We start from the raw sequence: 11722 nt of genomic DNA on the forward strand, positions 1-11722 counted from the left end.
CTTGTTTTACAAGGCGGATTGAATGACCTTTTTATAATACAGCACCGACAGCATGCCGAAGATGGAGTACAGCAGCGTATACAGCGCCATGACGATGATCATCGGCGTCCACACTTCCGTTCCGAATAAAAACCATCCTGACTGAACGGCAAAATAGCTGTGGAACAGCCCGAGAACGAGCGGAATCCCGAAATGATACGCCTGCTTCCGGCGGATGCCTTTCAGCAGATCCCCCGTTGTGAAGCCGAGCTTCCGCAATATTGTGTAATCAGCCTTCTCATCCTCACACTCGCCCATTTGTTTAAAATAAAGGATACAGCCTGAGGTGATCAGAAAGGTTAATCCCAAAAAGCCGACAATAAACATGATCAGCCCCATATTTTTCTTTTGGGTGTCAGCCGTTTCAAATTGTGAAAGCGCGCCGTCAGAATAGTGCTGCGCCTGAAACAGACCATCAGCTTTTTGGATGTCCTCTTCACGTTTGAGTGTAATGCCGAAAAACCGATTTGATTTTCCCTGGATGGACGGGTCGATATCTTTCTCGATCCGATCAAATACCTGCTGCGTGACGATAACGGTCGGCAGCCCTCCGCTTGTAAATGTATATGACAGGAGGAAGTCGTTCTTCAAGCCCTTATACGCCAGCGGTATTTTATCCGTTTTGCCGTTTATATCAATGGAACCTGACGTTTTCAGGTCAAGAAATCTTTTCATCATATCATTATATCCGGTAAACACGGCTTCTCCGTCAGAAAGCTCCGTCCCTTCTGCGTCTTTCTCGCTTATAATCGGCAGCGCCAAGCTGGACGGGTCTTGTTGAAAGCTTTTCATATCGCCGTTTATGATGTTCTTCATATTGACACCGGCTTGAATGGTCTTGATTGTTTTCACTTTGTGTTCAATTCCGTTTTTCTTCAATAAAGCGGTAAATGAGTCAGTCTCCTTTTGGTTATCAAAGGCAAAGTCCGCGGCTGTATTTTGCTCAGCCGATTTTTCCGCGGAATAGTACGAGATATAGCTTAGAGACAGCAAACCGATTGCCAGCGCCGAAAGAGTCGTAATAATCGTCAGCAGGACGGCGTTTGACTTCATCCGGAACATGATGGATGACAAAGACAGCACTTCACTGACATTCAGATATCCGCCTTTTGATTTCCGGATGAGATTTGCCAGAAAGCTGACCGAACCTTTATAAAACAGATAGGTTCCGATAATGACCGAGCCGAGAATAAACACCATTGCCGAAAACAGTTCATTCATGCTCGTAAAACTGCCTCCGAATAAATCCGCGGACACGGCATAGCCGGCGATAACGGCCGCAATACCGACAACGCCGATCGCCATCTGCACCCAAGAGAGCCGCCTTATGCCGCTTTCTGACGATGACGCGGTTTTAAATAAAGACAAAATGCTTTGCCGTTTAATAAATAAGTAATTCATCATCATAATCAGCACGTAAATTGCCCCGAACACAATTAACGTCTGAACGAGCGCCTTGCTTGAAAAAAACAGTGAGACAGAGGCTTTCACACCGACTGTATGAAACAGCATCATCATACATAATTTCGAGAGAGAAAAGCCGGCAAAAATACCGATCCAAATCGATCCGAAATACAAAATGAAATTTTCTGTGCTGAGTATGCGGAAAATGTGCATTTTCGTCATGCCGATTAATCGGAATAAGCCGATTTCCCGGCCGCGCCGTTTAATAAAAATGGTGTTGGCGTATAAAAGAAATACGGACACGATCGCCACAAGCAGTACAGAGGCGGCCCGGATTGCCGCCGCTCCTTTTATGGAGCTTTTCATTTCATCAAGCGCCGGATCGTATTGCATCGTGACAAACGCGAAATAAAGGGCGGCGCTGAACACCAGCGCAAAAACGTAAAGGTAATAGTTTTTCATATTCTTTTTCAAGTTCTGGAAGATCAAATGATGAATACTCATGCCTGAACTCCGCCCAATACACTTTGCGTTTTCATAATATCCTGAAAAAAGTCCGGTCTGTCCTGGCCGCCTTTATTCAGCTGTGTATACACACGGCCGTCTTTAATGAAAACCACACGTCCGGAATAGCTGGCGGCAACCGGATCATGCGTCACCATCACAATGGTGGCGCGGCGTTTTTGATTCAGACGGCTGAGTTTATTCAGTAAATCCATGGCAGCCTTTGAATCGAGCGCTCCGGTCGGCTCATCAGCAAAAATAATGCCCGGCTCGTGAATAACAGCTCTTGCGGCAGACGTCCGCTGTTTTTGCCCGCCGGAAATTTCACTCGGATACTTAAGTCTCAAATCATAGATCCCAAGCTCCTCTGCCGTCTCGGCAAATCGCAGGTCTGCCTCTTTCTTAGACATTTTCGTAATGGATAACGGCAGGAGTATGTTTTCTTTCACGGTCAGCGTGTCCAATAAATTATAATCCTGAAAAATAAAGCCGAGATGCCGTTTTCTGAATTCGGCAAGCTGTTTTTCTTTCATGGATGTAATCTCCGTCTCATTCAGTTTAATGGTGCCCGCGCTCACTTTATCAATGGAGGAAAGCACATTCAAAAGGGTCGTTTTCCCTGATCCCGACGGGCCCATAATGCTGACGAATTCCCCTTTGTGAATCTGAAGATCAATTCCTTTCAGCACCTCTTGTTTATTCAGCTTGTTTCCGTAGCTTTTTTGTATATTGCCTGCTTCTAAAATCATCACGTTATGATTCTCCTTTTACATTGGTTATCTTTATTTTAAAAACAGAAACCGTTTTTTTCGTTTGATTAAGCGAACAAAAGAGAAAAGCATGTGACACTTTTGTCACACGCTGAACATGCTGACGGCATCGTTCTGTTTCGGAAACACCAAGGTAAAAACCGTGCCGCTTTCCGGCTCAGAGCGCACGCTGATCCGGATAAGAAGCGGAGCCGCGGCTTTTCGAGCCAAATACAGGCCCATCCCCGTTGACGCGTGATCACGCCTCATTCGCGTCGAGGTAAATCCCTTTTCAAAAATGCGCGGAAGATCTTTGGGCTCGATGCCGATGCCGCGGTCTTCGATATCCACATGCACCCGGCCGTTTTGTTCATAGCTTTTTACGGTAATGTCATCCGCCTCACTGTATTTGACGGCATTGCTTAACAGCTGCCTGATGATGAAGGAAAGCCATTTTCCGTCACTGTGAACGTCTGGTGAATCAAGCTGAATGTCAAACCCGATCCCTTTTTGTATACACCATGATTGCAGATTTTTAATTTCTTTGAAAACGAGCGGTCTGAGCTGAATGCGCTGGAATGATAAATCATTTTCAATAAAGGACAATCGTTTCTGATGAAGCTGCTGGTCCAGAAGATGGTGAATCCGCAGCCATTCATACAGCAAAGGGGCTTTCAGCTGCTGTTCATCAAGGCGCTCGATCATGAGATGCATCGCTGTCAGCGGTGTTTTGACCTCATGAATCCATGACATCAGATCGTCCTTTTCATGCTCTGACGCCGCCTGAAGATGAAGGGAGCTTTTTCTTAACTGCTCCGTCTGCCCTTCAATGCTTTCTTCAACGATAGACTCAAACGGACTGTCAGGCGCTTTAAGATAAGACATGTCTAAATTGGCGTCCCATTCTCTTAAGCTTTTATAATAGGCGGTCTCTTTACGATAGCGGAACAAGAGAAATACAAGAAACACAAGAAGCGACAGGTAAACGAAATACAGCACCGAAAAAAACGGAATAGACGGATCAATATATGCCGCAAAAAGGAGCACAGCCTGCTGAAAAAGAAACATCGCAATCCAGCTTTTTCTTTCGAGCAGAAATGACTTAATCATAAAGACCGTCTTCTTCCTTTGCGATGTATCCCTGCCCCACCTTGGTTTCAATCATTTTCCCGATGCCTAATTGATCGAGTTTTTTCCGCAGCCGGTTGACATTCACCGTCAGCGTATTATCACTGACGAAACGCTCATCATTCCATAGGCTTCTGATGAGTTCTTCCCGGCTGACGATTTTATTTTTCTGCTCAGCCAGCAGTTTTAAGATCAGCATTTCGTTTTTGGTCAGCTCGACCGAACCGTTTTTACGGCTGACCGTGTTGGTTTCTGTGTCAATGACCGCCCCGCACCATCTTTTCATCAGCGCCGGTTCTGTGCCGTATTGGTGCACACGGCGGAACACCGCCTGTATTTTCGCGATTAACACATCAAAGTGAAAAGGCTTCTGAATAAAATCATCTGCCCCGAGCTGCATCGACATGACCATATCCGCGGGATGATCGCGTGAGGACAAAAAGAGAATCGGCACGTTTGATTGGGAGCGTATCATTCTGCACCAATGAAAGCCGTCAAATTTCGGCAGCTGTACATCAATGATCACCAAATCAGGCTTAATTTCAGAAAACTCCCGGATAACCCGGCTGAAATCTTTTATTCCGTGCACCGCAAATGACCAGCCCGTTAATCTCTCTTTCATCTCGTGAAACAAAGTGTTATCATCTTCTATTAACAAAATGTGAAACATGGTATCCGCCCTTTTCTGATAGATAGAGGAAAAACCGGCTGATGTACAGCCGGCTTTTTTCCTTTACAGTTCTCTTCTTAATGCAGTCAGAACGTTGGTTTTTGTCGCTTTGCGGGCCGGATTCATACCGGAAATCACCGCGACCCCCGCACAAATGACAACTGCGATCACAACGAGGCTGAGCGGGATATAGGAGAAGGTATAATGAAGATCTTCAGCTCCGGTGTTTCCCCCTACCGCTTTCAAGATAACCGGCACAGCCAGATTGACGGCAAAACTCACTCCGTAAGAAATGATAATCCCGATGACAGAACCTAATATCCCGATATAGGCGCTTTCCATCAGGAACATTCTGCGGATGATGGACGGGCTTGCGCCGATCGCTTTCATAATCCCGATTTCCTGCGTTCGTTCCGTCACCGCCATCGTCATCGTATTGAAAATACCGATGGCAGAAATCACGACGGCGATAAAGCCGACAAAGATCAGGCCGATTTTAAAGACGAGGAAGAAGGTATTGACGCCCTTCAGCTCGGTTGTGACAGATCTGACATAAAAGCCGTCATCCGTGAGGTCATGGGTAAGCTGATCGACATGTTCGAATTTGTCCGCATACACATTGATGTTTTTTTCCACATTTCCATTCTTCAGATCCAAGAATGTTGAGAAGTCCTTCTTGAATTGATCACTCACAAAAATATTTGTATCCTCTATCCAATCTTGGGACGGTTTTTTTGTAATTCCGACTACTTTGAAGTCGTACGTTTTCGTTTTCTCAACGTCTCCGTCTTTGTTTGTTTTGGAGATGCTCAGCTGTATCGTTTTATTAAGCAGGTCTTTCGTATAGCCTTTTGGTTTTTTCACCTCCGACATGTCGCCTTGGTGATCCTTTAACTCTTTGTCGTAAGCGTCAGCCTCTTTTTTCGTCAATAAGTTCTTCGCAAAATCATAGCCGACCACGATTTCATTCTCTGTACGGGCGACCCTTCCCTGATCAAGCTCCATATTGGCTTTGACTTCATCGTTCATGTTTGTCAGCACAATGGCAGAATCTTCATTTGTTCGGTTTCCTAACGACGCTTTATTCGGTTCATACACTTGTGTTCTTTCAACGACAGACTTGACATTTTTATACTTTTCCAAGTCTGATTTCTTCACGGCTTTTCCGTTCTCTTGGCCGAGCACATTGATTTCCGTAACAATCTGCTGGCTCATCGTAATGTCTGTAATCGTTTTTTGGATGCCGAATCCGACGGACGCCAGCACGACCAAAAACGCGCACGCCATTGTCGTTGCCAGCACCGTCATGAAAACACGCAGCCGGTTTTTCTTCATATTTCTTCTGATAAAGTGAATCTGATCCTTAAATCTCAACAGTAACGCCCCCTTTTAATACACCGTCATGCAGCTGGAATTTTGAATGCGCGATTGAAGCGACTTCATCGTCATGCGTAATGATGACAAATGTAATCCCGCGCTCCCGGTTCAGCTGCTGAATTAACGCAAGCACCTCAAGCTCCGTTTCTGAATCGAGGCTTCCCGTCGGCTCATCAGCTAAAATAATCGACGGATTTAAAATCAGGGCTCTTGCGATACTGACACGCTGCTGCTGGCCGCCTGACAGCTCATTCGGATAATGATTCGCATGATTCTCAAGTCCGACCCGTTTCAGCATGTCCGCGACTTTTTGCTTGCGTTCAGACGGTTTGACGCCTTTTAAGGCAAGCGGCATTTCAACATTTTCATAGGTTGTCAGACTCGGAATGAGCTGAAAACTTTGAAAAATAAAACCGAAATGCCCGAGGCGGAACTGCGCCCACTCTTTTTCACTGAAGCCCGTCACATCAGTGCCATTAATGACGATACGACCCTTCGTCGGCGCTATGTATCCGGAAATTAAATTCAGAAGCGTTGATTTTCCGGAACCGCTCCGCCCGACGATACAGGCAATTTCCCCTTTTTCAACGGTCAAAGAGACATCCTTCAATACCGGAACCTCACTCTCTCTGCCTTTCCTGCCGATTTTAAATGAATGATCAATATGCTGTACTTCTATCACGTACACCACTCCCCCTTATATCTGTTTCGTTTTTTTATAGATGAAGTAATAACTGATGAAAAACCCGATAATCGCACCGAGAAGCATGCCGAATATGTAACCGGTATACGAACCGTTATAAGCATATCCGCATACCCCCGCACTTCCCAGCATACTGAGCACCATGACGAGCACTTGAATGGTGCGTTCAATGTATTTGCTTAGGATAAAATGTCCGCTTCGTTCACTCGGCATTTTCAGGAAATTCGCATAGCCGAATAGATAGAAACAAAATCCCATAATTGCGGAGATTAACAATGCGTGTTTCATGTAATACATCCATGAGGTATGGATGTAAGCGGCAGGCATGAAATAGATCAGAAATCCGCTCCAAGGGAAATCAATATCCGGCACAGCCTGCCTGCCAAAAAGGAACTCAGCGTTTAACAGGTAAATCGTCATAACCACGATCGGAAAGACGGAAACCGTGAACGCCGTGATCAGCTGCGCCGCTAAATTGCCCGTTATCGTGCCGGCAGCTGTCACTAATGCATAAATCATCAAGCTGATGACCAGCATCCCTGCGCTGAATGATTGAAAATGATGGACAGCATCAGGTTTAAGCGCTAGAAACAATATGTCAGATACTCCGTAAGAAACAAACTGCGAGCCGGCTAACACGGCTGCTCCCAAGAAAAACTTCGTATGAAATATCCGGCTTCTCGAATACGGAAGACTCAGTGTAAACATCCTTTCAGCCCGGCCTGCTCTTATCAGAAAAAGCCCTATCATAACCGGAGGAATGAAATGCAGCCCAATCAAATTTTGATTGCTGTAATCAATGCTGAACGTACAAACTGAACCTGAATATTGATGAAGTGTTTTTAAACAATCCTTATAGTGAAAATACTCATTTATAATTGCCAAAGGGCCTAAAATAGCTAAGAACCCCGCTGTAAGAAGCAGCAGCGTCTGCCGCTGCTTCCATTCTTTATAAAGCAAACCGCTAATCGGCACCTTGCCTTCCTCCAAACTGCTCATTTTCAAACAGATCTACATATGCTTTGACTGCCTGTAAACCGTAAAATAACTGATGAAAAACCCGATAATCGCGCCGAAGATAATGCCGGCTAAATAGCCGAACATCGTGTCTGTGACCCCATATCCGAAAACGCCGAAACCCATAACGGCAAAGGCAATCACCAATATCTGCACCGGCCGGTCCAATTTTCTCCAAAGAAAGAATCTGCCGTTCCGTTCATTCGGATGTTTCAGAAAGCTGACGTAACCGATCAGATAAAAGACAAGGCTCATCACAATCGGAATGATTAAAACCAAATCTCTTTCTCTGATCCAGTCGTTAAACACATATCCAATAGGGGTTACAAATATAAAAAGACGGGATTCGATATAACTGCTGATAAAAGAAAATTGATCTCCCACACTAAAATCGAAAACGACCTCCAAATTCGCGGCCGGCAGACCGATGAGTAAAAAGGGCAGAACTGTGACGGTAAACGCCGTTAACAGCTGGGCGAATATATGTCCCGTTATTGCTCCGGATGCCATTAACAAGGCGTAAGCCATAAAACTGATGACAATCATTCCGATTGAAAAATGATCAAAATCGTACGTATGGCTCGGTTTCAGCAAAGATATCAGCAATGACGCCGCTCCGTAGCCTATCGCCTGAGGAACAACAATGACTGCCCCGCCGAGCCAGAATTTAGTCTGAAAGATTTGGCCTCTGCTGTAAGGCATGCTTAACAAGGCGTCCATCGTTCCCTTTGTCCGTTCCAAGCCTAATAAGAAGACGGCAATGATGACACTCACAATCCAGCTGAAGGAAAGAAGCGATCCATTCGTATAACTCACGGTAAATTCACAATATTGCGGATCCAGATAATTCAAACGCCCTTGGTATGATAAATAGTAGTAATAAATCATAAAAGGGTTTGCCGCTATTAAGAAAATACCGCTCAACAAAAACAGCCACTGATTTTTCTTCCATTCTGTGTACAATAATCCCCGCGGTATCATTCCGGTTCTCCTCTCTTACACATGCTTTGCTTTTTTATAAATTACAAAATAACTGACTAAAAATCCGATCGCTCCCCCGACAATCATCCCGGCCACATATCCTGTCATTGACTGTCCCGTCGAGTACCCCGCGAGACCAAAACCGAGAACGCCGATCATGATCACCACAATCTGAATGGGTCGGTCAAGCTGTCTCCAGAGGAAAAAACGGCCGTTCCGTTCCGCCGGCTGTCTGACATAGCAAAAGTACCCAATGGCATAAAATACAATGCTCATCACTGCCGGGATGAGTAATATATACTTGCTGGCAGATACCCAATCCGTATCAACGTACGTAATCGGATTCAAATATTGAATAAAATGGTATGCTTTTATATAAGCATCTTCTGACGGCATCAGCTCATACATGCCGACCCCGAAAATGACTTCCGCATTTGACAGCGGCAACGTAATAATCAGGTAAGGCGCTATCGACACAGTAAACGCCGTTAACAGCTGGGCGAACGTATTGCCCGTTAAGCAGCCTGCGCTAGCGACCAATGCAAAAGCCAAAATACTCACAATGATCTCACCGACGCTGTAATGATGGAAGAAATATACGCGCTCAGGCTTTAACAGAAGAATGAGCAGCTCGGCCAACCCGTAGCCGATGACTTGGAATCCGGCAATGACCGCCGCTCCAAGCCAAAATTTGGTATGAAACATCTGAGCGCGGGAATAAGGCAGACTGAAAAGCGCATCAATCGTTCCTTTTGTACGCTCCAGTCCGAATAAGCAAACCGCCAAAATCACAGCGGGCGCCCAGTTAAAGTTCAGCATTCCGCTATCCAAAGAATTCACATAAAACTTACAATATGCTCCGTGGGTATCCAGACAGCCTTGGTAGACCAGATAGGTATTTAATACTTCAAACGGATTAACCGCCGCTAAAAAAATGCCGATCATTACGAGAACAGTTCGATTCTGCATCCATTCTCTGTACAGCAATCCCCTGTCTACCATCTCCGGTTCCCCCCAAACTTCGCGATGAAGACTTCTTCTAAATTCACAGGAAGTTCGTTCCATACTTTCGGCCGCAGCTCTTGCAGAAATTCCTTTTTCTTCTCATCGTTTTTCGGAATCAGCACTGTATAAAATACACCGGCATGGTCGAGAATCGGTATGTTTTGTTCTCTGATCATCAAGTTGACATCCTCTTCAAACGCCATTTGGATTTTCATGTATTCTTCCTTCATATCATCCAAATCCATCACATTCGTCAGCTGGTTTCCTTCCAAAAATCCGATCCGGTTGCACATTCGCTCAATATCTTCTAAACGATGTGAGGTAATCAGGATGCTCGTTTCCCGTTCAGCCACTTCGTCCACCATAAGCTGAAGCACGTCATGACGCGTTACGGCGTCAATGCCGTCCGTCGGTTCATCCAAAAGAATCAGTGCCGGCCGTGAAGCAAAGGCAAGAACGAGCGCGAGCTGTTTTTTCAGCCCTGTTGATAGTTCACGGTATTTCTTCGTTTCCGGAATATTGTACCTGTTCATCAGCTCATTGGCGTAAGTCACATCAAAATTCGGATAGATTCTGCTTACAATCGCAACAAGCTGTTTATATGTATATTTGTCATAAAAAGGATTTTCAACAGGCATATAAATGATATTCTGTTTGACTTTTGGGTGCCGCTTTATTTCCACCTGATTAAATAAAACCGTCCCTTGGTCCGGCAGGAGAATCTGCTGAATGAGCCGGAGCAGCGTTGTTTTCCCTGATCCGTTTCGCCCGAGCAGCCCGAAAATTTCCCCTTTTCCGATGGTGAGCGAAATATCCTTGAGCACTTCTTTACCGTCTATTGTTTTTGAGAGATTCCGCAATTCAATCATGATCCTTGCCTCCTTTCAGATCAGCGCTGATTTCCTTTATCCATTCCTGCAGCTTCTCCAGCTCAACTCCCGCGTAATGGGCATCGATGATGAGCTGTTTCAATTGCTCTTTTATCATCGTCATCTTCCCTTCAACCAATGTCGTTTTTGCATTCTCCGATATATACGTCCCTCTTCCCCTCAGCGTTTCAATGACACCATCGCGTTCGAGCTCCTTGTACGCTTTGCTGACTGTGTTCGGATTGGCGATAATGATCGTTGCCAATTCCCTGACAGAAGGAAGTTTATCCCCCGGCTTCATGATCCCTTTTAAACAAAGCTCTTTCAGTTGCTGTATGATCTGCTCATAAATCGGAGTTGAGCTTCTCGGATCGATTTGAATCATTTACTTCCCTTCTTTCTTTTACGAGCTGCTCTCTTTCTTTAAATGTTCTGCCATTGAAATCCGATGACGACAAGAACGGCAAACAGACTGCTGGCCAAAACCGAGGCGGCGATAATAAGAGGCACATCTTGTTTTACGGATCTTTTGTTTTTCATGAAAGTTCCCCTTCCCTATGCTTAACATTTATATGTCGATTTCATTTTTTGAGTGTTTTATGTGTATTACATCAATTAGTACACGTAATACAATAAACACACTCAGGCCTATTGTCAATTCTTTTTTAAAAGAAATACAAAAAAACCTGCCGGGATTCCGGCAGGTTTGCTGAACCATTTAAAACGGCGCGGTCAGTAATCAAAATTACGCTGCAAAATCATATTGTTTTGCAAGGTCTGCAGCTGCAATCTCATTCGATAAAGCTGCTCTCTTTGCTGATCATTCGCAGATAATGACAGCTTGTTTAATTCATTCACCGCGTTTTCAAGCATCATTTGCGCTTCACTGTACTCATTATCATTATAATGCTCTTGTTTTGAAGCGGTCATAAATTGCTCATTCGCAAATTCATACGCCTGTTCGCTTCTTTGGAGATGTTCATCTACTGATTGTCTTGTTGCCATTAAACAGTCCTCCTATTGATAATGTCATATCAATAGTATTTCTTATTCCAAATAAATTCTCACAAGAAATATCAGGTAATTCATTCACAAGACAGAGATGGCATAAAATACGATTAAATGTAAAACTTAATCAAGACAGAATGAAGTCTTTATAAAAAGCCTTCATTTTAGAACGCTAACTTAATTCTTCTTTTATTAAAAACATTATAATTTTTCCACATCACCCACAAGATCTTCGGTTCGCTTTAAATTGTTCACCATCAAATTATCT

General features: G+C 44.5%; 13 protein-coding genes. All 13 read right to left on the minus strand.

All coding sequences use genetic code 11. From position 1 onward, the window contains the following. Positions 1-6 precede the first annotated feature (6 nt). A complete protein-coding gene (locus NYE38_RS14755) occupies positions 7-1947 on the minus strand; it encodes an ABC transporter permease (RefSeq protein WP_340802137.1) in 1941 nt (646 codons plus the stop codon). Next, positions 1944-2699, minus strand: coding sequence for an ABC transporter ATP-binding protein (locus NYE38_RS14760; RefSeq protein ID WP_285002147.1), 756 nt, complete (start codon positions 2697-2699; stop codon positions 1944-1946). The genes NYE38_RS14755 and NYE38_RS14760 overlap by 4 nt, the downstream gene beginning before the upstream one ends. A 102-nt stretch (positions 2700-2801) precedes the next feature. Further along, positions 2802-3806, minus strand: a complete 1005-nt coding sequence (locus tag NYE38_RS14765) for a sensor histidine kinase (protein WP_017418409.1) — start codon at positions 3804-3806, stop codon at positions 2802-2804. Next, positions 3799-4494, minus strand: coding sequence for a response regulator transcription factor (locus NYE38_RS14770; RefSeq protein WP_014418686.1), 696 nt, complete (start codon positions 4492-4494; stop codon positions 3799-3801). Before NYE38_RS14770 ends, NYE38_RS14765 begins: the two co-directional genes overlap by 8 nt. Before the next feature lie 63 nt (positions 4495-4557). Next, positions 4558-5868, minus strand: a complete 1311-nt coding sequence (locus NYE38_RS14775) for an FtsX-like permease family protein (protein ID WP_021494489.1) — start codon at positions 5866-5868, stop codon at positions 4558-4560. After that, entirely contained in the window at positions 5858-6553 is a 696-nt protein-coding gene (locus NYE38_RS14780; protein ID WP_007408816.1) for an ABC transporter ATP-binding protein, read from the minus strand. Before NYE38_RS14780 ends, NYE38_RS14775 begins: the two co-directional genes overlap by 11 nt. A gap of 15 nt (positions 6554-6568) precedes the next feature. Continuing rightward, on the minus strand, positions 6569-7549 hold the full coding sequence (locus tag NYE38_RS14785; RefSeq protein ID WP_017418411.1) for a hypothetical protein: 981 nt from the start codon (positions 7547-7549) through the stop codon (positions 6569-6571). A gap of 36 nt (positions 7550-7585) precedes the next feature. Continuing rightward, a complete protein-coding gene (locus NYE38_RS14790; RefSeq protein ID WP_340802130.1) occupies positions 7586-8572 on the minus strand; it encodes an ABC transporter permease in 987 nt (328 codons plus the stop codon). A 15-nt stretch (positions 8573-8587) separates the two neighbouring features. Continuing rightward, positions 8588-9574 carry an ABC transporter permease subunit gene (locus tag NYE38_RS14795; RefSeq protein ID WP_017418413.1) on the minus strand — a complete coding sequence of 329 codons (987 nt, stop codon included), beginning with the start codon at positions 9572-9574 and terminating at the stop codon, positions 8588-8590. Continuing rightward, positions 9568-10446: an ABC transporter ATP-binding protein gene (locus NYE38_RS14800; protein WP_017418414.1), complete on the minus strand. Its 879-nt coding sequence runs from the start codon at positions 10444-10446 to the stop codon at positions 9568-9570. Before NYE38_RS14800 ends, NYE38_RS14795 begins: the two co-directional genes overlap by 7 nt. Next, complete coding sequence (gene ytrA, locus NYE38_RS14805; RefSeq protein ID WP_014418691.1) at positions 10439-10831, minus strand: GntR family transcriptional regulator YtrA; 393 nt, start codon at positions 10829-10831, stop codon at positions 10439-10441. Before ytrA ends, NYE38_RS14800 begins: the two co-directional genes overlap by 8 nt. A gap of 38 nt (positions 10832-10869) precedes the next feature. Further along, positions 10870-10986, minus strand: a complete 117-nt coding sequence (locus NYE38_RS14810) for a hypothetical protein (RefSeq protein ID WP_014721696.1) — start codon at positions 10984-10986, stop codon at positions 10870-10872. 192 nt (positions 10987-11178) lie between these two features. Further along, positions 11179-11451, minus strand: coding sequence for a YtzC family protein (locus NYE38_RS14815; protein WP_003152272.1), 273 nt, complete (start codon positions 11449-11451; stop codon positions 11179-11181). Positions 11452-11722: the final 271 nt, after the last annotated feature.

It is taken from the genome of Bacillus sp. EU63, from assembly GCF_038592915.1.
Taxonomy (GTDB): domain Bacteria; phylum Bacillota; class Bacilli; order Bacillales; family Bacillaceae; genus Bacillus; species Bacillus velezensis.

Bases quoted from the DNA above. Each gene is read 5' to 3' on its own strand.
- NYE38_RS14765 (WP_017418409.1), bottom strand. From the start codon at position 3,806: ATGATTAAGTCATTTCTGCTCGAAAGAAAAAGCTGGATTGCGATGTTT.
- NYE38_RS14755 (WP_340802137.1), bottom strand. From the start codon at position 1,947: ATGAGTATTCATCATTTGATCTTCCAGAACTTGAAAAAGAATATGAAA.
- NYE38_RS14790 (WP_340802130.1), bottom strand. From the start codon at position 8,572: ATGATACCGCGGGGATTATTGTACACAGAATGGAAGAAAAATCAGTGG.
- NYE38_RS14795 (WP_017418413.1), bottom strand. From the start codon at position 9,574: ATGGTAGACAGGGGATTGCTGTACAGAGAATGGATGCAGAATCGAACT.
- NYE38_RS14815 (WP_003152272.1), bottom strand. From the start codon at position 11,451: ATGGCAACAAGACAATCAGTAGATGAACATCTCCAAAGAAGCGAACAG.
- NYE38_RS14800 (WP_017418414.1), bottom strand. From the start codon at position 10,446: ATGATTGAATTGCGGAATCTCTCAAAAACAATAGACGGTAAAGAAGTG.
- NYE38_RS14810 (WP_014721696.1), bottom strand. From the start codon at position 10,986: ATGAAAAACAAAAGATCCGTAAAACAAGATGTGCCTCTTATTATCGCC.
- ytrA (WP_014418691.1), bottom strand. From the start codon at position 10,831: ATGATTCAAATCGATCCGAGAAGCTCAACTCCGATTTATGAGCAGATC.
- NYE38_RS14770 (WP_014418686.1), bottom strand. From the start codon at position 4,494: ATGTTTCACATTTTGTTAATAGAAGATGATAACACTTTGTTTCACGAG.